The organism is Porphyromonas bobii, from assembly GCF_943169685.1.
Lineage (GTDB): Bacteria > Bacteroidota > Bacteroidia > Bacteroidales > Porphyromonadaceae > Porphyromonas > Porphyromonas pasteri.
Window position 1 is genome coordinate 51,993 of the sequence record NZ_CALPBU010000005.1, and the last position, 22,768, is coordinate 74,760.

Annotated in this window: 17 protein-coding genes; 11 read left to right on the top strand and 6 right to left on the bottom strand. The window is 57.4% G+C overall.

Going from position 1 to position 22,768, the window contains the following annotated elements; all coding sequences use genetic code 11:
• The 10 genes from KO088_RS05870 (at nucleotide 1) to cobC (ending at nucleotide 14,345) form a co-directional block, all read left to right on the top strand.
• Nucleotides 1-2,034, top strand: a complete 2,034-nt coding sequence (locus KO088_RS05870) for a DUF262 domain-containing protein (RefSeq protein ID WP_215493969.1) — start codon at nucleotides 1-3, stop codon at nucleotides 2,032-2,034.
• A gap of 890 nt (nucleotides 2,035-2,924) precedes the next feature.
• On the top strand, nucleotides 2,925-5,288 hold the full coding sequence (locus KO088_RS05875) for a TonB-dependent receptor (protein ID WP_215493970.1): 2,364 nt from the start codon (nucleotides 2,925-2,927) through the stop codon (nucleotides 5,286-5,288).
• 17 nt (nucleotides 5,289-5,305) lie between these two features.
• Entirely contained in the window at nucleotides 5,306-6,421 is a 1,116-nt protein-coding gene (locus KO088_RS05880; protein WP_215493971.1) for a hypothetical protein, read from the top strand.
• Between the two features lie 40 nt (nucleotides 6,422-6,461).
• Nucleotides 6,462-7,535, top strand: a complete 1,074-nt coding sequence (locus KO088_RS05885; RefSeq protein WP_215493972.1) for a hypothetical protein — start codon at nucleotides 6,462-6,464, stop codon at nucleotides 7,533-7,535.
• 37 nt (nucleotides 7,536-7,572) lie between these two features.
• The gene (locus tag KO088_RS05890; protein WP_215493973.1) at nucleotides 7,573-8,622 is read left to right on the top strand and encodes a hypothetical protein; all 1,050 of its coding nucleotides are present in this window, start codon (nucleotides 7,573-7,575) and stop codon (nucleotides 8,620-8,622) included.
• A gap of 696 nt (nucleotides 8,623-9,318) precedes the next feature.
• Nucleotides 9,319-9,513, top strand: a complete 195-nt coding sequence (gene rpsU / locus KO088_RS05895; protein ID WP_060935521.1) for a 30S ribosomal protein S21 — start codon at nucleotides 9,319-9,321, stop codon at nucleotides 9,511-9,513.
• A gap of 246 nt (nucleotides 9,514-9,759) precedes the next feature.
• Nucleotides 9,760-10,491, top strand: a complete 732-nt coding sequence (locus KO088_RS05900) for a nitroreductase family protein (RefSeq protein ID WP_215493974.1) — start codon at nucleotides 9,760-9,762, stop codon at nucleotides 10,489-10,491.
• Nucleotides 10,492-10,654: 163 nt separating this feature from the next.
• Nucleotides 10,655-12,940, top strand: coding sequence for a GH92 family glycosyl hydrolase (locus KO088_RS05905; RefSeq protein ID WP_215493975.1), 2,286 nt, complete (start codon nucleotides 10,655-10,657; stop codon nucleotides 12,938-12,940).
• Nucleotides 12,933-13,763: an adenosylcobinamide-GDP ribazoletransferase gene (locus tag KO088_RS05910; RefSeq protein WP_215493976.1), complete on the top strand. Its 831-nt coding sequence runs from the start codon at nucleotides 12,933-12,935 to the stop codon at nucleotides 13,761-13,763. The genes KO088_RS05905 and KO088_RS05910 overlap by 8 nt, the downstream gene beginning before the upstream one ends.
• A 21-nt stretch (nucleotides 13,764-13,784) precedes the next feature.
• A complete protein-coding gene (cobC, locus tag KO088_RS05915) occupies nucleotides 13,785-14,345 on the top strand; it encodes an alpha-ribazole phosphatase family protein (RefSeq protein WP_215493977.1) in 561 nt (186 codons plus the stop codon).
• A gap of 3 nt (nucleotides 14,346-14,348) precedes the next feature.
• Here cobC and gmk read toward each other — a convergent pair whose 3' ends face one another.
• The 3 genes from gmk to KO088_RS05930 are packed head-to-tail and all read right to left on the bottom strand — an operon-like array spanning nucleotide 14,349 to nucleotide 16,568.
• Nucleotides 14,349-14,921, bottom strand: coding sequence for a guanylate kinase (gene gmk / locus KO088_RS05920; protein WP_215493978.1), 573 nt, complete (start codon nucleotides 14,919-14,921; stop codon nucleotides 14,349-14,351).
• Between the two features lie 36 nt (nucleotides 14,922-14,957).
• Complete coding sequence (gene recA / locus KO088_RS05925; RefSeq protein ID WP_009432708.1) at nucleotides 14,958-16,064, bottom strand: recombinase RecA; 1,107 nt, start codon at nucleotides 16,062-16,064, stop codon at nucleotides 14,958-14,960.
• Between the two features lie 42 nt (nucleotides 16,065-16,106).
• Complete coding sequence (locus KO088_RS05930) at nucleotides 16,107-16,568, bottom strand: peroxiredoxin (protein WP_044115670.1); 462 nt, start codon at nucleotides 16,566-16,568, stop codon at nucleotides 16,107-16,109.
• 569 nt (nucleotides 16,569-17,137) lie between these two features.
• On the opposite strand from KO088_RS05930, the gene KO088_RS05935 reads away from it, so the two are divergent.
• On the top strand, nucleotides 17,138-17,941 hold the full coding sequence (locus KO088_RS05935) for a DUF3575 domain-containing protein (RefSeq protein ID WP_215493979.1): 804 nt from the start codon (nucleotides 17,138-17,140) through the stop codon (nucleotides 17,939-17,941).
• Between the two features lie 93 nt (nucleotides 17,942-18,034).
• Here KO088_RS05935 and KO088_RS05940 read toward each other — a convergent pair whose 3' ends face one another.
• The 3 genes from KO088_RS05940 to KO088_RS05950 are packed head-to-tail and all read right to left on the bottom strand — an operon-like array spanning nucleotide 18,035 to nucleotide 22,765.
• Nucleotides 18,035-19,105: a S41 family peptidase gene (locus tag KO088_RS05940; RefSeq protein WP_215493980.1), complete on the bottom strand. Its 1,071-nt coding sequence runs from the start codon at nucleotides 19,103-19,105 to the stop codon at nucleotides 18,035-18,037.
• Between the two features lies 1 nt (nucleotide 19,106).
• The gene (locus KO088_RS05945) at nucleotides 19,107-20,081 is read right to left on the bottom strand and encodes a DUF3316 domain-containing protein (RefSeq protein WP_215493981.1); all 975 of its coding nucleotides are present in this window, start codon (nucleotides 20,079-20,081) and stop codon (nucleotides 19,107-19,109) included.
• Nucleotides 20,082-20,095: 14 nt separating this feature from the next.
• The gene (locus tag KO088_RS05950) at nucleotides 20,096-22,765 is read right to left on the bottom strand and encodes a DNA gyrase/topoisomerase IV subunit A (RefSeq protein WP_215493982.1); all 2,670 of its coding nucleotides are present in this window, start codon (nucleotides 22,763-22,765) and stop codon (nucleotides 20,096-20,098) included.
• Between the last annotated feature and the right edge of the window lie 3 nt (nucleotides 22,766-22,768).

Sequence of the window (22,768 nt, forward strand, 5' to 3'; positions counted from 1 at the left end):
ATGATAGCCAATCATTCTCTACGAGAGTTTCTCGATAAGTACGCAGCTGTAGAAATACCCATACTACAGCGAGACTATGCGCAAGGCCGCTTAGATCCCAGAACAAAGGGGATGAATAGAAAAGGGGAGAACTTCATAAGAGTGCTCTTCAATGCTCTGCGTGAGGAGAAGGGGCTTCATATGGATATCATATATGGCTCGATAGAAACCCGAGATGATGACCATCCAGAAGAAAAAACCTTCATTCCTCTCGATGGACAGCAGCGCCTGACCACGTTATGGCTATTGCATTGGTATCTCTCTCAGTGGGAGGAGAGGAGTGAAGAGATTGCCCCCCTACTCCAGAGATTCACTTATGCTACACGTAGTACAGCACGAGACTTCTGCCAGCGACTTTGTTCCTTGAGACTGACGCGGGATGAATTAGCTAATCCCTCGGAGTATTTCTCCGAGAAGATGTGGTTTACGAGCAAGTACAGCTATGATCCTACGATACAGGCTATGCTCAATATGCTCAACGCCATAGCTCAGGAACAGAAGGAACACCCCATATCCTTTGATCAGCTGGAGAGCTTGCAGTTCCGTAGCTTTGATATTGGTGCTTATGAGCTGACTGATGAGCTATATATCAAGATGAATCGCCGTGGAAAGCAACTGGAGAGTATAGAGAATCTTAAGGCTGACTTTGTGGGCTACCTCAAGAAGATAGGGCATGACTTTAGCAAGCCCGATAGTTATGACCGTAAGCTCGATCATGAGTGGGCTGATATGGCTTGGGGATGTCGGGAGAATGAGGATTTTGATATCCGATATCTACGACTCTTCAATAGATACTTCTACAACCTATGGATCATAGATAATCCTCCTGGGGAGAAGGAGAAAAATTCAACTCCCAATGAGCTGAATGTACACTTCACAGGGACGGACTATCAAGGCTTTGATGCTTATGAAGCCATACTCTCTGCGGAGGATGGTCGTCTAGGGCGTATGGTGCGTTTCTTCAACTTCTTAGCTAGTGATAGAGGTATTATCTACAGTGATTACCTTCGTAACCCATGGAGAGATAAGAATAAGGAACAGGATTCAGCCTATCCCTATCTGCTAGATGTAGTGAAACTCTCTATGCTCGATCGAATAGCTCTCTATGCTCTGATGCTTTATGTAGATAATGCATCGGATGAGGTTCTCCAGAGCCTCGAGCACTATCAAGCATGGATGAGGATCGTATGGAATCTGATTGCTGACCCTAAGCTACGTAGCTATCAGGCTCAGAGGCGCTATATGCTTCTACTTGCTCAACTCGCCCCTCATAGCACGACTATAGAGAGTTTCCTGATCAGTACTGATATAGAGAAGATAGGTATTAGTTCCACAGGAGATGAAAAAGCTCGATTAAAACTGGAGCAGGATAAGTTACGCTACATAGGACGCTATCCTAATCGACGAGAGGCTTTGCTTAGGGCTGAGTGTATCCCTTGTTTGCAGGGACAGGTAGGATTCTTACTTGGAATAGAGGGGGATGATGATCATTTCTCAAAGATTGTAGAGCTTACAGAAAAGAATGTCAGGGCAGATTGGGATTGGGGGGCTGAGTATTTATGGCCTGCTCTAATTAGCCTTCTAGAAAGGCCTCTCTTTAATCTATCCTCTGAGGGTAAGTTTGATTACCTATCCCATAAGGAACATGGCTCAGGTATACCTTGGCGCCTGCAGGATCTACTTAATCGTCCTCATATTACTGAGGCCCTACTAAGTCTCTTTGAACGATGCCTACAGGATGAGGGTAGAAAGTTTACAGAAGTCTGTGAGGAGCTCTGTCAATCCTATGAGTATGATGAGAAGATACCTTGGCATTATCCTCTTGTCACGAGCAATATCTTACTCAAAGCAGAGCAGGGACGTATCTATAATCGCTACTGGGGTGAAGGTATTTGCCTACAGAAGAGGTGGAGAGTGACAGAGAATAAATGGTGTGGGTATTGGCGCTTAACCGAAAGGGAACCTGTAATGAGGACTAAAAAGGATGTCTTTTAATATAGACCTCATTTTTATGGGTAAGGACAATGCCAGTCTATAGACCGTTCAAACTCCGCCTTAAAGAGGATAAGTCTAAACAACATAATTTATAGCGAGGGGTGGACCACTATTGGTTCACCCCTCGCTACGTATTCCTTATCCCTCACACCTGCGCAAATTTCAACCTAACGCTCTCATGGCACAACAGCCCCTGATGGAATCTTTCTCTATTTTGAGCCTGTCGTCGAGAGTCCTGCCCCCTATTTATTCTGCTAAGGCATCGCACGCCCAGCTCCCCGATACACCTCTCTGAAGTCACCAAGCAAGCCCTTCGCCTTATCACAAGTATTCCTCTTATCCAGCGGAGGGAAAAGTACCCTTCTCGTGAAGGAAAAGCGCCTTCACGTAGTGGTTTTTCTCTATCTATGCACGTAGATTTAAAGACCAGGCACGTAAATCCAAATATCCACGCACGTAGATATTAGAGCCACGTACGTAGTCCAAACTTATCTACCACTCGTCCACAGCTTTTTATCCCTACGAGGAGCAACAATCTAATAAGAGGGTGTCACGAAGCAATAGTGGTTCACCCGCAGACCAATATAGGTTCATATCCCCACCCTGTAGAAGCTCGCTCGTCACCACCAGAAGAGCAGCCCGTCAAAGGATCATAAAGCATAGGCAATCCCCATAACTATCCGAGCCTCATCGGGAGGTGCTTCGGGCGACTTTTGCCTATGTGAATAAATACCTTAACTTTGCCTCAGCATGTGGCGACGGAGCCTTAACCAAACTCCCTGCCATGTGTACCGACCAGAACCCATAGGCCTCAGCGATCTCGAGGAAAGCACATCTCCCCCGCAAGCTCCGACCTTACGTTCACCTTATTTACCACTACATGGCAAGCTATGTCCAGAAGAATTCTACTGCTTTGCCTATCTCTCTTGCTCCTTTGTGCGCTTGGGATAGCCCCCGAAGCGCGTGCGCAAGTCGTTAGGCAACTACTCATCTTGGTGCGTGACGCCAAGACGCAGCACCCTATTCCCTCCGTGACCCTCCACCTCAAGCTAGGGCCTTCGACCAGCACGGATGCCGAAGGGCGCTGCCAGCTCTCACTCCCTGCCAGCACAGGAAGCACCATCGTCCTCAGCCTCGCTAAGCCAGGCTATCAGACGATACGCGAGCACAGCTATTCCCTTCCCACTGAGGGCAAGCCCCTCATCATCGACCTCGAGCCGCGCAGCGAGCGCCATCTGGAGGGTGTGACCGTCACAGGTGCGGGGAAGGAAAGTTCACTTACCCAGCAAAGCACCGTCTTACGCACTGCCCACCTGCAGGCGCAGAGTGAGAAGTCCATCGCCCGCCTCCTCGAGGCCCTGCCTGGTGTCAGCTCTATCAAGAGCGGTGCGACGATCTCCAAGCCTATGATCCAGGGGATGCACAGTAGCCGTATCCTCCTCATCAGCAATGGTGTCCGCCTCGAGAGCCAGAGCTGGGGTGCCGACCACGCTCCCGAAGTAGACCACACGGGTGCAGGTCAAGTCGAGGTCATCAAGGGCGCCGAAGCCGTACGCTATGGCGCAGGAGCCCTCGGCGGTGTCGTCCTCATCAACCCCTCCCCCCTCCCCACAGCCGACGAATTCTCCTACCGAGGTCATGCCAACCTCGGCTACACGACCAACGGTCGAGGTGTAGACGCTTCGGGCAGTCTCGAGGGCGGACAGCATGGCTTCGGCCTGCGCATGCAGGGCTCTTATCGCCGTGCAGGCGACTACGGCACCGCAGACTATCTACTGAATAATACGGGGCTGGAGGAATGGAGCGCCTCGCTCTTCACCGGCTACACCAAGGACCGCCTGCGTGCTACGCTCTATGGGAGTCTGTACTCGACAGAGAGCGGGGTTTTCATCGGTTCGCACATCGGTGACCTCTTCGAGCTACAGCAGGTCTTCGCTGCTGGACGCCCCAACCCCATCAACATCACGCCCTTCTCCTACCATATCAAGGCACCTCGTCAGCGTGCCCGTCACCTGCTCATCAAGGGCGACGTCACCTACCAGCTCGACGACAATCAGGAGCTGCGCCTCTGGGCAGCCTACCAAGACAACCACCGCCGTGAGTACGAGAATCGCAAGATCGATGTCTGGACACAGACCCCCGTCATGGACCTCATCCTCTCGACCTACACGACTGACCTGCGCTACCGCCTACGCTGGGCACGTCCCGACTGGGAGACGCAGGTAGGGCTCTCGCACCTCTTCCAGCGCAATACGAACCAGCCAGGTACGGCAGCGACACCCTTCATCCCGAACTTCGCCACACTCAACCTCGCAGCCTACGTCGTGCAGAAGGCACGCTTCGATGCCCTCCTTCTCGAGGCTGGTCTGCGCTATGACCACCGCATCACCGATGCAGCTGGCCGTGACTGGCGCCGTCTACGCTATGGCGAGAAGAATACCTACACGAATATGACGGGGAGCCTCGGGGCGCACTACCGCTTCAGCGAAGGCCTTGCAGCCCGTGCCAGCCTCGGCCTGGCTTGGCGCGCTCCCGACGTCAACGAGCTGTACAGCAATGGCCTGCACCACGGTGGCTCATGGAGCCTCGGCGACCGCACCCTCCGCAGCGAGCACGGCTACAAGGCCATCCTCTCCCTCGACTACCGCAAGGATTGGCTGACTATCGAGCCCAGCATCTTCTACCAGCACATCGACAACTATATCTACGACGCTCCGAATAAGAACAAGGGTGAGAACGGGATCCACGTCCACTGGAGCGGTGTCTACCCCATCTTCGCCTTTGAGCAAGACGACTGCCGCTTCTGGGGTGGCGACATCACGCTGACGGCACGCCCCACCGAGGAGCTGACCTTCACCGCTAAGGGCGAGTGGATCCGTGGGCGCAATGTCTCCCATGGCACTTGGCTTCCCTTCATGCCTGCCGACCGCTATACCCTCGGGGCACAGTGGACGAGAAGCTGGGGCAGCACAGGTCGCTGGCAGAGTCGCCTCAGTGCCGAAGGGATCAGCGTAGCCAAGCAGACGCGCTTCGACCCCGAGCATGAGCTGGTATCCGATATGCCCGCAGGCTACTTCCTCTTAGGCCTGCAGGGTGAGCTTCGCTATACCCTCGATGCACGCCGCTCTCTGCGCTTCTTGCTCTCCTCGGAGAACACGCTCAACGCCCTCTACAAGGAGGCCTCCGACCGCTTCCGCTACTACGCCCATGCACCTGGCCGCAGTGTGACCCTCCGCACTATCCTGTACTTCTAACTCCCCAAGTGACGACCATGACCACCCTCCTTATGACCCTACGCCGTCAGCGTCTCACCTCAATGCTCGCCCTCCTTCTGAGCATCTTCGCTCTCTTCCTCCCCTCCTGCCAAGTCAAGGCCGTGGAGCCCACGGTCGAGGATATGATCAAGGGACACGAAGAGTGGGCACGCGCACTCATCGTCCTACGCCTCGGGCGAATGCACTCCTCGGGCAACTATGTCGAGGCCTATGACCAGCGACACAATGATATCCTCCCCGTCTACCAGACCATCGACCTGCGCCGCTCCTCGGGGCAGACGGGTAGTATCACCTTCTACGGCGACCGCCAGTCCTTCGACGTCATCAAGGGCAAGGACCTCTACTATACGCTGGAGATGCGCTACTACAACGATAAGCGTGAGCTGATGAACTACCAATTCATCGGCTTCTTCCCTGACGACGAAGAGGGGAGCATGCTGCCTATCCACCAGCACTTCTTCCAGATCATGAATGTCGACCGCATCGGGCGCTTCAGCTACCCGACGCACCTCGACGGCAAGCCCTACGAGGAGTTCACCTACATCCTCGATGATGCGGGCAACAAGCAGCCTGAGACCGCACCGAACTACCGCGAGAGCGATCCCTACAAGCGCTTCCGCCCGAATGACCTCAAGCGTCTCTCGCCCGACGTCTTCCACTTCACTTACCGCGACACCGACCCCATTGAGCTGACCCTCGGAGAGGAGTACACCGATCCCGAGACCAAGCAGCAGCGTACCGTAGGCTTCCTCCGTCAGCGCCGCTCACTTGACCCCACGGCACCACTCGACAGGACGGGGCTGAAGGGATGGTTCCAGTTCCTGCGCTCCGACATCGCCTTCCAGATGCAGCTGACCCTCGTGCATATCACCGTCGGCAGTAAGTATATCGGCCCCGCTCCTGATCATCTCTTGGAGTTCAATGAGCGCCACGACGCTTGGACGGTCACGGACATCAACCTCAAGCTCCCCTTCCGCGTCATCGCCGACGCCGATGGCTCGCCCGACAAGTGCGCTGCCGATATCGCCCGAGAGACGGGCGGCTCAGCCACCGCTATCCGCCAAGCGCTCTTCGATGGCGGTATGCAGCTTGACCCTAAGGCGCGCATGTAGCACCGACTATTTACCCACCTAATCATCAATACATCAGACTATGCGTACGTATCGTAGCCAGGCAGCAGCCTGGATGCTTGCCCTCGGCCTCTCCGTAGGGCTCGTGGCTTGCGGCTCTAAGGGCGACACGCCCCAGCCTACTCCCAAGCCCACACCGACTCCTCAGCCTAAGCCTTCACCCACACCACGCACCTTCGAGTGGGCGACCTGTGATGTCCTCATCAAAGAAGGTCACGACCACGGTCACGGCAATATGCACGGCAACAATGTCCGCCGCGGTCTCTTCTACCCACAGGAGCAGCGCTTCACCCTCCGCAATGATGGCGGCGGTAAGGTCACGCTGACGTGGGAAGACAAGCTCAAGGATATGCCCTACTTCCAGGCCCATCAGGGCGGGGCACTCTTCGGTATGCTCTTCACCTTCAAGGACGCTAAGGGCAACCGCGTGAACGATGTGCTCACCGAGCTCAGCGACCACTACCAGATCTTCTTCACTATCGCAGAGAAGGACGCTACGGGCGCTATTCACGAAGTCAAGGATCTGCGTACGGACAAGCCCATCGCGTGGGACCACTACACCAAGGCCAAGCCCAGCATCCCCACCACGACGCTGGAGCAGCGCACCAAGGCCATCTTCGAGTACGTCTACCGTGACACCAAGGATCCCTACTATGAGATGAAGGGCGACGGCGATGCTAAGGACCACCTCCTGCGCATCCCTGGCACGCAGAACCTCAACAAGATCGGGATGAAGGGTCACTTCAAGTTCCTCGACCGCGACTGGGACTGGGATGAAAAGGGTTCACCCAGCCAGCTGGCCTCCTTCTACCTCAAGATCAGCCTCAAGCAAAGCACGGGGTCGAAGTTCTTCAAGCACGATCAGCACGGCCTCATCAGCTCCGAGTCCTACCAGCCTGAGCCCAGCATCCAGTGGACGACCGTCTTCGAAGTCCTCCTGCCTGTACGCGTCATCGCCAACAAGCGTGACCTGCTGAAGTACCCCGCCCGCTACTGGAGCGATATGGCTCGCGCCTTCAAGAAGACTCCCGAGGAGATGAAGGAGAATGACGAGACCTCCGAGCCTGGCAATGACGACAGCTCCTTCCACATGTAATCCATAATCATAATCCTTATAATCAACCCTCAGCAGTATGAAGAAAATCAGCAGCACTGCACGCGCTCTCGCCCTTCTCTTCGTGGGAGCCTCCCTCTTCGCCTCTTGCGCCAAGAAGTCCGACGAACCTAAGCCCACTCCTCCCGACAAGAAGGAAGATGTCAAGCCTACCCCCAAGCCTAAGGAAGGTGAGCTCCCCGAGATCACGAAGGTCGTCCTCCGCTTCGGCGAATCGCACCTCCACTCTAAGAAGGGTGTCCACTACATCCCCAACAACGCCAAGCTGAACTTCTCGCTCCTCTCCCAAGAGCAGATGATGACCTTCGTCAAGCAGGGCGATAGCTGGCAGCTCGAGAAGGGAAGCCCCGAGCGCTTCATCGGCACCGAGATGATGAGCTATGGCAGTGTGACCTCCGCAGCCCCCGACTACGCTCTCTGGGTAAACTACTATGACGCATCGGGCAAGCTGGTCAATGGCGCCTACGCTGATCCCAAGGTCCGTAGCCAGTATCAGCTCTTCATCTACCCCAGCGATGTCAAGGCATTCGACGGAGATGAGCCTATTGACTTCACGCTCGACAAGACCCCTGAGCTGATGCACTACGAGTACTGCGACAGCGACCCCTGGGATAAGAGCGTACAGAAGAGCCGCAAGCAAGACCCTGAAGACAAGCAGGCTAAGTTCCTCCCCGACACCGAGCCTATCGGTATGAAGGGCTACCTGCAGTTCAAGAAGATCTCGAAGTTCAACCTACACTTTGTCTTCTACCACGCTCCCAAGGGTAAGCTCGTGGATGACCAGCCTGCCCCCTTCTATGCGCCCAACAAGAACTTCACCAGCGAAGGTGGTAAGAAGCTCTTCGAAGCTAGCGTACCCTTCTTCGTATGTGGTACGCGCGAATTCACCGACGAGCTGAAGTCGGCCTCCGACAAGCCCCTGCCCCTCGACCAGCTCCGTAGCGAGTACCAGAAGATGGCTAACCACCTGATGGAAGCCCTCGGCACGAAGGAATGGCTCAAGGTCGCAGCTGACTTCATCAGCCTCTACAACGGCACGGGCGCAGAGTCCGGCGGCGAAGAATACTAAGCCTCCGCTCCCTACTACTCTATATACCGTGAGCCCCACACCTCCCCGACTATCGGGGGCGTGTGGGGCTCACTGCATCTGTGGAGGCTGTTGCCGCGAGTCCTGCCCGCTATTTAGAGCGCCAAGGCATCACGCACCCAGCTCCCCGATAGGCCTCTCCGAAGTGATACACAAGCCCTTCGCCTTATCGCGAGTATTCCTCTTATCCAGCGGAGGGAAAAGCATCGTTCTCGTGAAGAAAAAAGCACCTTCACGTAGTGGTTTTTCTCTATCTATGTACGTAGTCTTAAAGACCAAGCACATAAATCCAAATATCCACGTACGTAGATATTAGAGCCACGTACGTAGTCCAAACTTATCGACCACTCGTCCACAGCTTTTTATCCCTACGAGGAGTAACAATCTAATAGAGGTCACTTCACAAAGCTATATAGCTTCACACCGAAAGCTATACGGAATCAGTCCAAAGCTATATAGCTTTCTTCGCCATCCTATATAGCTCTATCTACACACCCATATACCTAAGGTGCTTCGGCAAGGTGCAGGGTGGGAGATTTTCGTGCGGGAGGCGCAGGCAGACAAAGCGGGAGTTTGTGTATTCGCCAAAGTATTAGTAATTTTGCGCACTGATTAGAGTGTATGTAGCACTCTCCCTGCAATAGAAAGTATAACAACAAAATAGATAAGTAAGACATTATGATCGTAGTTCCAGTAAAAGAGGGCGAAAACATCGAGAAGGCTCTGAGAAGATTCAAGAGAAAGTTTGAGAAGACCGGTGCTGTGCGCGCACTTCGTGCCCGTCAGGCCTTCATCAAGCCCTCTGTAGCTCGACGCAAGAAGATGGAGAAGGCCATCTACGTCAAGCAGCTCCAGCAGGCCGAAGAGCAGTAGTAGAGACTCCGTCTCCCTCCCTTCGCTGACAGTGCTCGCACGAGCGAAGGCGATCATCCCGCCCTCGATTACGAGGCTACTCCATACCCCATCTCGCACCGCTCTTAGCGGACGTCAAGAGGTATCCCAATGATTTACGCACCGCTGATATCCCACTCTGAGGGTATCAGCGGTGTCGCTTTATCCCCCTGAGCTATGGGGCGCACGACCCCACGTATATCCTATATCCCAATAGAGCCACCTTCTATGAGTCTTCACGAAACCCTCCAGCATCGTCGCGCCATACGCTACTACGACCCAGAGAAGCCTCTGGATAGCGCCCGCGTCGAGGAATGCCTACGCCAGGCGACCCTCGCCCCGACGAGCTCGAATATGCAGCTCTACCGCTGCTACCATATCACCGACCCTGCCGTCATCGCTGCGCTCACCCCGGCTTGTCTCGGGCAGAGCACCATCAGCACGGCAAAGGAAGTCGTCGTCTTCGCCATCACCCCCTCCCGCTGGCGTGAGCGTGTGGATCACCTCTTCCCCCGCATCGTAGAGGATATCCACAAGCACCAGCCCGAGGAGAAGTGGGCAAAGTACGAAGCTATGCAGCGTGAATATATGACCAAGGTGGTTCCCTTCCTCTACAGCCGTGGGTGCAAGGTCTGGGGCTGGGCACGTCATCTGGTGATGAACGCCATCGCACTCTTCCGCCCCATGATGCGTCAGGGTACCGAGTGCGATATGAAGACCGTCCTGCATAAGAGCTGTGCCCTCGTAGCGCAGACCTTCATGCTCGCTATGAGTGAGGCAGGCTACGACACCTGCCTCGTCGAGGGCTTCGATGCCCGCCGTGTACGCAAGGCGCTGGGCCTACCCTCCTCCGTCGAGCCTTCGCTCATCGTCTCCTGCGGTATCCGTGATGAGAAGCGCCCCTTGGGCGACCGCATCCGCGTACCCTTCGAGAGCGTCTACGAGCGTATCGGGAAGTAAGACCGCCCGCCCATACGTGCGCCCCATCCCTCCCGTAGTGGAGAGATGGGGCGCACGCTGTGTATAAGTAGTGGATAAGGCGGGGGAAACCCACCTTCACATACCGATTACCCGTGGGTAAATGCGTATCTTTACACGATATTATATAGCTACAGCCTCCTCTATGACAAGACGATTACGTGCCCTCTTGGGCCTTGGCATCGGCCTTCTTACGACCCTTGCGCTACCCGCACAGCGCAAGCAGATCGTTCGCCCTCAGTATCCTCGCCTCTCGCAGCGCGTGAATACGCTCATCGGTACCGACTGGGTGGGCAATGTCTACCCTGGCGCCTCAGCCCCCTTCGGCATGGTGCAGCTCAGCCCCGACAACGGGCGGGCGGGCTGGGACTATATCGCTGGCTACTTCTACCCCGACAGCACGATCGCAGGCTTCAGCCACACGCACCTGAGTGGCACGGGAGCAGGCGACCTCTATGATATCTCCTTCCTCCCCGTCACCCTTCCCGCACTGGACGACCGTCTCACGCGCAAGCCTCAGGCAGGTAAGACGGGAGAGGAGCAAGCACCTATCGGCATACACGCACGCTTCTCGCACGCTACCGAGGTGGCGAAGGCCGGCTACTATGCCGTGACACTCGAGCCCTATGACATCCGTGTCGAGCTGACCGCCACCGACCGCGTGGGGGTACAGCGCTACACCTTCCAGAAGGATGCCGACTCGGTCTGCATCATCCTCAATCTGGACAAGGCGATGAACTGGGACCGCACCGTCAATAGCGACGCACGTGCCATCTCGCCCACACAGATCACGGGCTTCCGCTACTCCGACGGCTGGGCTCGCAATCAGAAGGTCTACTTCACCACGAAACTTTCTCGCCCTGCCGCTCGCATCGAGCGCACAGCTACCCCATACATCCTCAGCAAGGGGCAAGTAGGTAAGGCCGTCGGCCATGGCGTCATCCTCCGCCTCTACTACAATAAGGTACGCGCTGGCGAAAGCATCACGCTCTGCACCGCGCTCTCTGGCGTAAGCGAAGCGGGCGCGCTGAAGAACCTGCAGGCCGAAGCCCCTCATACCGACTTCAACCGCTACCGCCAGGCTGCTACCCAGCGCTGGGACAAGCGTCTTGCACAGATCCGTCTCTCAGCGGATACTCCCGATAGCCTGCAGACGACCTTCTACACGGCACTCTACCGCGCGCAGATCTGCCCCACTCTCTATAGCGACGTCGACGGCCGCTATCTCGGTGCTGATCGTGAGATCCATCAGCGTGCAGGTGGCACCTACAGCACCTTCTCACTGTGGGACACCTACCGTGCAGCCCACCCACTCTACTCCATCCTTCAGCCCAACCTCCAGCGTGACTTCGTGCAGTCACTCATCGACTTCGGTGAGCAGAACGAGGGTCACCTCCCCGTGTGGAATATGTTCGCCTCCGAGACCGACATGATGATCGGCTATCACTCCGTACCCGTCATCGTCGAGGCTGTCCTGCGTGGGATCTACGTCCCTAAGGACAAAGCGAAGCTCCTCCGCCTCCTCCGCACGACGGCTGAGCGCAAGGGCTACCGCGGACTGGACGACTACCGCAAGAAGGGCTACGTGGCGAGCGACCGCGAGGACGAGAGCGTCTCGAAGACCCTCGAGTATGCCTACGATGATGATGCTATCGCACGCTATGCCGCCTGGATGGGCGACCGCGAAGTGGAGAAGATCTACCGCGAGCGCGCCCGCTCCTACCGCCACCTCTGGGACGAAAAGACGGGCTTCTTCCGCCCCCGCAAGAGCAATGGCGAGCTGGATAGCATCTTCGATCCCTTCGCCTACACCAAGCCCTTCACCGAGAGTAATGCTTACCACTACCTCTTCAGCGTACAGCACGATATCGATGGGCTGACGAAGCTCATGCAGGGTAAGCTCGGTGAGCGCCTTGATGAGTTCTTCTCATCCGAGACCCCCAGCCACATCGAGCTACCCATCTTCTCTACGGGGATGATCGGCCAGTATGCTCACGGCAACGAGCCTGGGCACCACGTCATCTTCCTCTACAATGCTGCCCGACAGCCTTGGAAGACCACGGACCTCACACACCGCGTACTCAAGCAGCTCTACACCGACAAGCCCGCTGGCCTCTGTGGCAATGAAGACTGCGGTCAGATGTCCGCCTGGTACGTCTTCGCCTCGCTCGGCTTCTACCCCATCGATCCCTTGAGCGGGCGCTACGAACTCGTCACGCCCCTCTTCCGTGAGAGTACGATCAGCCTGCCCAACGGCCGTATACTCCGCCTCTCTGCTCCCGAGCTGAGCGAGAAGAAGCGCTACATCAAGCGCGTCACCATCAACGGGCGTGAGCTCCGCAAGTCCTACATCACCTACGATGACGTGATGCAGGGCGGCGAGATCCGCTTCACCCTCACCGATCAGCCGGGTAGCGTCTGGTATGAATAGTTCGGATACGAAGCGAAGCCATCTCGGGGCGCTCATCGCCGCCCTCAGCCTCTTCACACGCCTACCCTTCTGGCGCCTACGGGAGCTTAGCAAGGCCGACTATGAGGATGCCCTCAGCTGGTGGCCCGTGGCAGGTCTCGTGACGGCGACGACCCTCTCGGGGAGCTTCTACCTCTACTCACTCGTACTACCCTCGGTGGGAGCAGCGCTGGCCTTAGCCCTCGGCACGCGCCTACTCCTCACGGGCGCCTTCCACGAAGACGGTCTCGGAGACTTCTTCGACGGCTTCGGCGGCGGAAGGGAGCGCAGTCAGATCCTCGCGATCATGAAGGATAGCCACGTGGGGAGCTATGCCGTCCTCGGGCTCCTCCTCTACTACCTCACCTACTGGGCGCTGGGCACGTCACTCCCTGCCGGCTGGCTCCCTGCAGTGCTCTTCGCCTCGGACATCACGGGGAAGGTCACCTCGCTCCTGCAGGTACAGTTCCTCCCCTATGCTCGTCGCGAAGAGGATAGTAAGATCGGGGTCACCTACCGCAAGGCACGCCCCTTGGCGATCTACGCAGCGCTGGCGATCTTCCTCACGGCGCAGTGGTGGGCACTGCGTCCTATCGAGGCCACACCCATCGGAGGGAGCGAACTGACGCACTTCGTACCGCTCTCCATCTTCCTCCCCATCCTCGTCGGCGGTGGGTTCATCGCCTACCTGCGTAAGCGTATCGACGGCTACACGGGCGATACCTGCGGAGCGCTCTGCCTCCTCTCAGAGCTGGCGACGCTCACGGGCTTCGCCATCCTCTACCGCCTCGGCTTAGGCATCTAAGTCACGATCCCACCTACTACCATGCGCCTGCACTTCATCCGCCACACCCGCCCCGACATCGCACGCGGTGTCTGCTACGGGCAGAGTGATATCCCGCTGGCAGCGTCCTTCGCCGAGGAGGCGGAGGACGTCAGAGCACGGCTCACTGAGCGGCTCGAAGGGCGCACACCTACCCGCATCTATAGCAGTCCCCTCTCCCGCTGTCGGCGCCTCTGTGAGGCGCTGGGCTACGAAGCCCCCATCCTCGACGCACGGCTCTTAGAGCTGAACTTCGGGGAGTGGGAGCTGCAGCGCTTCGACGAGATCTCCGACCCACGCCTCCAGCTCTGGTACGACGACTACCTCCACGTAGCCCCCACGGGGGGCGAGTCCTTCACAGAGCAGGCAGCACGCGTAGCAGACTTCATCGAAGAGCTACGAGATGAACTCGCACAAAACGAGGACTCCTCCGTATGTGAAGTCTTAGTCTTCACACACGGAGGAGTCCTCCTGTCTGCTGGGCTCTGGGCTGGCTGGTATCCCCTCGAGGAGGCCTTCAGCCACCAAAGTCCCTATGGAGCGATCTGTACGCTGGAGCTCTGAGCCTTAGTCTTCGCTGAGGAAGGTACTCACGATCGAGTAGAACTCCCCGTAGCAGCGCTCCAGATTATCGTTGGTCAGCACACGGTCGAAGAGTGGTGCATACGTCAGCTCGTGAGCGGCCTTCGCCACACGCTCCTCGATGATCTCGGGGCTATCCGTAGAGCGCCCGACGAGGCGACGACGGAGCTCCTCGATCGAGGGTGGCTCGATGAAGATGCTCAGGGCTTCGTGCCCATATCCCTTCTTGATATTCAGCCCGCCGACGCAGTCGACGTCAAAGATCACGCGGTCACCCGCAGCGATACGGCGGTCGACCTCGGAGCGGAGCGTACCGTAGTAGCGTCCGGGGTAGACCTCTTCATGCTCGAGGAAGTCGCCACGCTCGATGCCAGCCTTAAACTCCTCGGGAGAGAAGAAGTAATACTCCACACCATGCTGCTCCTGCCCACGGGGTGGGCGGCTCGTAGCCGAGACGGAGAAGCCGAGACGCAGCTCGGGGTGCTCAGCGAGTAGACGATTGATGAGCGTACTCTTCCCCGTACCCGAGGGGGCGGAGATGATGATTAGCTTTCCCATAGATTACAATAGAAGCGAGAGGCCGGGGACGGGAAATTAATCCTCGTCCTCGTCTTCGTCCTTAGCGGCCTTCTTCTTGCGCTTATCCTTGGGCTTGCCTTCGTTGCGCAGGGCTTCCTTGACCTTCTCCGTCAGCTCATCGAGGAGCTCGGGGTTGTCGGCGAGCGTCTGCTTAGCGTTCTCCTTACCCTGACCGAGCTTCGTAGCTCCGTAGCTGTACCACGAGCCACTCTTCTTGATGAAGTCTTCGCTCTCAGCGATGTCGATGATCTCACCGAGGCGGGAGATACCCTGACCGTAGAGGATCTCGAAGTTAGCGACGCGGAAGGGAGGTGCTACCTTGTTCTTGACGACCTTCACGCGGGTATTGTTCCCGATGACCTCGTCGCCATCCTTGAGCTGGCCGATACGACGGATATCCAGACGCACGGAGGCGTAGAACTTCAGGGCGTTACCACCCGTAGTCGTTTCGGAGGGGCCGTAGGAGTTCCCACCGATCTTCTCACGGAGCTGGTTGATGAAGATACAGGCGGTATTGGACTTGCTGATAGCCCCCGTGATCTTACGCAGGGCCTGCGACATGAGGCGGGCCTGCAGACCTACCTTCGTCTCACCCATATCGCCCTCGATCTCCTGCTTAGGCACCAGGGCTGCGACGGAGTCGATGATGACCAGGTCGACGGCACCAGAGCGGATGACCTGCTCGGCGATATCGAGCGCCTGCTCCCCGTTGTCGGGCTGAGAGATATAGAGGCTGTCCATATCGACACCCAGCGCTTCGGCATAGGAGGGATCGAAGGCATGCTCGGCGTCGATGATGATCGCCTTACCGCCCTGCTTCTGCACCTCTGCGATAGCGTGGATAGCCAGCGTCGTCTTACCCGAAGACTCGGGGCCGTAGATCTCGATGATACGACCGCGGGGATAGCCGCCTACGCCGAGAGCGTGGTCGAGGTTGATAGAGCCGGTGGGGATGACGTTGACATCGGTCGTGGGGCGAGCAGCCATATTCATAACCGCACCCTTGCCGTAGGTCTTCTCGATCTTACCGAGGACGGTCTCGAGGGTCTTCAGCTTGGCCTCATCCTGGGCCTGCTTCTCTTTATCCTTAGCGCTCTTGGAGAGCTTTACTTCTTCACTCATGTGGAGGTTGTCTATTTATATATGGCTCGGGAGAGCCCGTGATTAATCTTCGTGGAGGATCTGCTGGGCGTGGTCCTTCGTATTGACGGCCTTGCCACGGATGATGCGCTCGATACGGCCATCGGTGCCGATGACGAAGGTCGTGCGCTCGGTACCCATGTACTTGCGACCGTACATGCTCTTCTCGATCCAAGTACCGAAGAGCTCATTGAGGCGCACATCGGTGTCGGCGATGAGGCGGAAGGGCAGCTCGTGCTTCGTGCGGAAGCCCACGTGGCTCTTCGCCGAGTCACGGCTCACCCCGATGATCTCGTAGCCAGCGGCGCGGAGCTCGCTGTAGCCGTCACGCAGGCTACATGCCTGCGCCGTGCAGCCCGAGGTATTATCCTTGGGGTAGAAGTAGAGGACGATCTTACGCCCAGGGTAGTCCGAGAGGCGTACCTCCTGCCCTGCTTCGTCCAAGCCCAAGAGGTCGGGGACAAGATCCCCCAATGTCAGTGCCATAAGCAGCGTATCTAATAAAGTTCTATGTATCGTTTGCGGGAAATGGGAGGCTTCGCAAGGCGAGCAATCTCCCTAATACAAAAATACGCATTTGCCCTGAAAGGGACGGCATCAGCAGTCCATCGCTGGGAGGCACTCTGAGGGGAGAGGCGCCGCAGCCCCCTATGGGATCGTGATGTACGCCTAAATGAGCCTGTTGCAGCGAGTCCTGCACGCTATTTATTGTGCTAAGGCATCGCACGCCCAGCTCCCTGATATGCCTCTCCGAAGAGACACGCAAGCCCTTCACCTTATCACAAGTATTCCGCTTATCCAGCGGAGGAAAAAGTGCTATTCTCGTGAAGGAAAAAGCACCTTACCATAGTGGTTTTCCTCCGTCTATGTACGTAGTCTTAAAGACCAGGCACGCAAATCCAAATATCCACGTACGTAGATATTAGAGCCACGTACGTAGCCCAAACTTATCTGCTACTCGTCCACAACTTTTATTCATACACGGAGCAATAATCCAACCACAAGAATATTAAATTATCTTTGCAACGTTAAACACCTAAAACATATACATGCGTATGAAGAAATTCTCTACTCTCTTGCTGAGCCTCGCCCTGGGTAGTACCCTCGCGGCTCAAACTCCTAAGTTCACTCCCGACCGTGGCGCTCTGCTCGACGGGAAGAGCATCGTCAAGGCTAACATCACCAGCCCCATCTTCAAGAACTACAGCTTCGCTGCTGAGCGCATCCTCACGAAGGGCCTTAGCCTGCAGCTCGGCATCGCTACGATGCCTAAGGGTGCCCTGCCCTTCTCCTCATCGTTCGAGAATCACATCGGCCACGATGTCTCTATGAGCAGCGTAAAGCTCCAGTCCTTCTACGTCACGCCTGAGCTGCGCTGGTACACGGGCGGCGGCTACGGTCACGGCTTCTACCTGATGGCTTACTACCGCTATCAGAACTATAAGCTCTCTGGCTACACGCTCAATATGGACGTGCGCGAAGGCGCTTCTTCGGCCGAAAAGCCCGTTAATCTCGACCTCACGGGGGACTTCAAGACGAATAGCTTCGGCTTCGGTCTCGGTGCTCAGTGGCTCTTCGGTCGCAATAAGAACATCGTCCTCGACTGGAACATCCTCGGCGTGCACGCTGGTAAGGGTAAGCTGACCCTCGCGGGCGACTACTCTGCTACGAACCTCACCGACAAGGAAATCGAAGACCTGCAGAAGCAGATCAGCGAGAACGTCAGCGACCTGCCCACCATCAAGCTCGTCGGTGAGGATGTCAACGTAGATAAGGCCTCTAAGAAGGTCTCTATCGACAACGTCTCCACCCCCTGGGCTTGGCTTCGTGCCTCTGTCTCTCTCGGCTTCCGCTTCTAAGCCCCCGAGGAGATAACTTCTACTAAATAGCGATCCCCCGCAGCGACACGGATGTCACTGCGGGGGATCGCTTTTGTATGGACTACGAAGGAGCTACTGCTTCTTCTGCTTCGACTTGATCTGTAGGATCCAGCGTGTGAGGAGACTTGCCGAGGCCTCGATATAGGGATCGACCTCTGCCCCGCGGGCGATCTCATCCTTGAGGATGACATCAGGTGTGATGCCCTGCTCGATATCAGCACCGTCGGCATCGTACGTGCGGGAAGAAGAGAAGCGCACCGCCCAGCCATTAGGCAGCTCGGAGGACATCGGCAGGCCACCGCCACCGCCCGTCTTCACCCCGACGATCTTGACCTGCGGGAGGCCCTTCATACGGAGCGTGAAGTCATTGGCGGCGCTGTACACCCCTTGGTTCACGAGGACGACGACGGGCTTGAGCCAGATCGTACCCGCCTGCAGGGTATCGAGGTAGAAGGGAGTGCGACGCGAGAAGGCATCGTGCGCAGGACCCGTCTTGTGCGAGATATAGCCGACGAGCTTGCGCTCACGGATGAAGTGCTGCGCCAGCATATCGGAGGTCGTGACTTGACCACCCCCATTATTGCGCAGGTCGAGGATGAGGCCGTTGCACGCCTTGAGGCGGTTGAGCACGGCATTCACATTGCTACTGGAGATCGCCGAGGCGAACGATGCCACACGTACGTAGCCGATGGGCTCAGCACGACGCACGCCCTTCGGATAATCCAGCGACTTGTAGGCCAGCCCACCAGCGATGTGGTAGTCATTGCCGAGGTAGCTCTCGATGAGCGTCTCGTCGTAAGAGCGAGGGCCTTCGCTCCGCCACTGCCAGTAGCGCCCGTAGTCGAAGGTGGAGATCAGATTGACATGCCCATCCCGTAGCTCAGCGAGGAGCTGACTCATCACGAGGAAGAGTGAGTCGGTCGTCATCGTGGGGCGCAGATCGCGGCGGTGCTTGTGGTAGAGGTCGCGCCAGGTCGTGCCTTGAGGGAGCTTGAGGTCGAAGTAGCAATAGCCACGATCGAGGATCTCCCAGAGGCGGTTATAGTTGGCATACGGATCCGCTGTGTACTCGCGCTCGGTACTACAGCACGTGAGCGAGAGGAGGAGGCCAAGCGCGGCGAGGAGCTTAGTGAGGTGCTTCATATCAGAAGGGCACAAGGGTCGAGTGATCATCGGCAGCACGACGCCCCTCGAGCGGAAGGATCTTCGTCGTCACCCCGATGAGGAGGCTGTGCTGATGGCGGTAGGCGGAGAGGTGATTCAGCTCCGTGCGGCGGTAGTCCCAGCGGTAGCCTACCGAGAGCGTGAAGTAGTCGAGCACGGGGACATCTACGCTGGTGAGGACGAAGCCTGTGGGAGCCTTCAGCGGATGCGTCAGGTAGATACGGCGCGAGGGCTGGCCGAAGTAATAGAGCTCATAGAGCGTCTCACCGAACTCCTGCGAGAAAGCTAAGCCCAAGAGGTCGGTATGAGCGTAAGCCTTGAGAAGTAGTGGGAGGCGTGCGGGGCCAAAGCGAAGCGAGTAGAGTGCCGAGGGGCCTACCGAGAGCGCCATATCCAGCGTACCGGGGTTGTTCCCATTGCGGGAGCTGTACATACCTCCAGCAAGACCGACGACGCTACCACCGATAGCGAGACGCCCCCAGCTGCCTGCGCTGATGTGGCGCAAACGCCCCCAGTCATAGCGAGCGGTAAGGCTGTAGATGGAGCCATTGCCAGCGGGGTTCTTCGTCGAGGCAAGGTCGACATTCAAGAGCGTGTGCCGTAGCCAGCGCGGATCGGTCGTGCGGGGCGTGTAGCCGAAGAGGCTTCCTCGTGCGACGCGCTGCTCTGGCAGCGAGCGGTAGCCCAAGCGGGTATGCTCCGAGGTGTAGCTATAGACTTCCCCGCCGTAGTTGAGCGGTGTGAGGTAGGTATGCCCGAGACGCATCCCCCCGATACCGAAGTACTGGCTGCGGTAGGTGATGTTGCTTTGGCGGGTCTGTGGCTCTGGTATCGTGAAGAGGCTACGCGCCTCTGAGCCTGCCCCGAGGCTATCCGCTGCACTCTGGGCTCTCAGCGGAGCCGAGAGGAGCGCCAGTGCGAGGGCCATGAGGGGCAGAGCAAGGGGCTTATTCATGATGGGAAGGGGGCTTATTCGTTCGAGCTATCCTCGGTCTGTCCAGCGAAGAGGTCGGCTTCTTCTTCCTCAGTCTCCGCCATGGACTCGTCGTGCTCCGACTCGAAGACGGGGGATTCCTTCAGCGGAGGAAGCTCCTCGACTTGGTCGATGAGGTAGGGAGCGATGCGCTTACCACGGGCGCGGATACTCTTGACCAGGGCAAATTCCTCGACATCGATCTCGGTCGTACGCAGCTCACCACCCTTCTCCTGACGCCCGATGAGGAGGCGTGGGTAGTACGTGTCGGTCAGGAGCAGCAGCTCGTTCTTGGGGTTCTCCCCGAGGATATTCTCACGCTTCTGATCTTCCTCGATGCTGAAGCGCTTGATGTAATGGTACTTCTGATCGGCATCGTAGTAGACGGCCGTCCAGATCTTGCGGGGCTCATTCTTCTCGATGCGCAAGAGGTTCTCCTCGATATGGATAGAGTCGCTGAAGTCGGTGGTATAGCATTCGCCCGACTTGAGGACGACGAGGATGCGGTCACGGGCGTGGAAGGAGCCGAGGTACTGGCCCTGCTCGTTGTAGTTCAGGCGCAGGATATCACGGTCGAACCATACGTCACGCCCACCGAGCGTCGAGAAGCCCTTACTCAGGAGTGATACCGAGTGCACCTCTGCCTTCGTCACTAAGAGCCCGACAGAGCTACGCGACTTGATGGGGATATCGGAGAAGTCCTTCTCGAACTGGAAGAGGCGCTGGCGGGCATTGCGGATCTTGAGCTTGACGGCGACCTTCTCCGCCTCACCATTGCCGTTGGCAGAGAAGTAGAGCACGCGTGAGCCTTCCTTGCCACGCGTCAGGTCGTAGACGCGGTCACGGATGACCGAGAGCACGTTGAAGCGCTTAGCGTAGACCGAGCCGACCTTGCCATCGCGGTAGATGACGTTGTAGATCGTGCGCTCATCATTGCGCTGATAGCGGTTGATATAGATGACCTCCTCGTTGCCGTAGAACTTCTTATCCTCGACCTTACCGACGAAGTACTTACCGGAGCGGAAGAAGATGATGACCTCGTCGAGGCTCGAGCAGTTGCACACGAACTCCGCATCCTTCAGTGCCGTACCGAAGAAGCCCTCCTCACGGTTGATGTAGAGCTTGGCATCGAGCTCGGCTACCTTCGTGACCTCGATGGTGCCGAAGTTCGTGATCTTCGTGCGGCGTGGGAAGGCTGCCCCGTAGCGCTGGATGAGATGCTGGTACCAGCGGATGGTATAGTCGGTGAGGTGCGCGATGTCGTGACGGAGCTGAGCCATATCCTGCTCGATCTGCAGGAGTGCAGCCTCGTGCTTGGGGAGGTTGAAGCGCAGGATACGTGCCATACGCAGCTCCAGCAGGCGGCGCAGGTCATCCGTCGTCACTGGGCGGAGGAAGCGATCGGCGAAGGGCTCGATGCGCTTAGCGATATGCTCGAGAGCAGCGGCTTCGTCCGCAGCTTCTTCGAAGGCCTTATCCTTATAGATGCGCTCCTCGATGAAGATGCGCTCGAGCGAAGCACCGAGGTACTGCTCTTCCTTCTCCGAGAGGAGGATCTTCAGCTCTTCGCCGAAGAGGTACTTCGTGCGCTCTACGCTGTAGCGCAGGAGCTCGCTGACGGTCGTGAAGAGAGGCTTCTCCTCGTAGATGACGCAGCAGTTGGGTGAGATGCTGACCTCGCAGTCCGTGAAGGCATAGAGGGCATCGATAGCCTTGTCTGACGACACACCAGTGGCGAGCGTCAGGCGAATATCCGTCGTGGCAGCCGTCATATCGTCGACACGGCGGATGCGGATCTTCCCCTTCTCTACGGCCTTGAGGATGGACTCGATGAGCGTCGTCGTGGTCTTCCCCGCAGGGAGCTCGGAGATACTCAGCGTCTTGGAGTCGATCTTATCGATCTTCGCACGGGACTTGAGGCTACCACCACGCTCGCCGTCATTGTAGCGGGAGACATCGATGAGCCCCCCCGTGGGGAAGTCGGGATAGAGCGTGAACTCCTCACCGCGCAGGTAGGCACAAGCGGCCTCTGCCAGCTCGACGAAGTTGTGCGAAAGGATCTTGGAGGACAGGCCGACAGCGATACCCTCAGCACCCTGCGCCAAGAGCAGTGGGAACTTCACGGGTAGTGCTACGGGCTCGTCGGTCGTGCCGTCGTAGGTCTTCTTCCACGGGGTGACGCGGTCGCTGTAGACAGCTTCGTGGGCGAAAGCCGAGAGCTTCGCCTCGATGTATCGGCCTGCAGCAGCGGGGTCACCGGTGAGGATATTCCCCCAGTTCCCCTGCGTATCGATGAGGAAGCCCTTCTGTCCGAGCTGGACGAGGGCATCATTGATCGAGGCGTCACCGTGGGGGTGGTACTTCATCGTCTCCCCGACGATGTTAGCTACCTTGATGAGCTTGCCACTATCCATCCGCTTGAGGTTGTAGAGGATACGGCGCTGCACGGGCTTGAGCCCGTCATCGATATGGGGTACAGCACGCTCGAGGATGACGTAGGAGGCGTAGTCGAGGAACCATGTCTGGTACATCTTCGACAGGTTGCTCAGCTCCGGGCGGTAAGGCAAGCCCTCTGCCGGCTGGTAGGCGGGGGGCTCTTCGTCCTCAATGATATCGGGCGTCACCTCGGGGATCTTCTCCTCTTCGTCGTCGTGCTCTATATTCATACG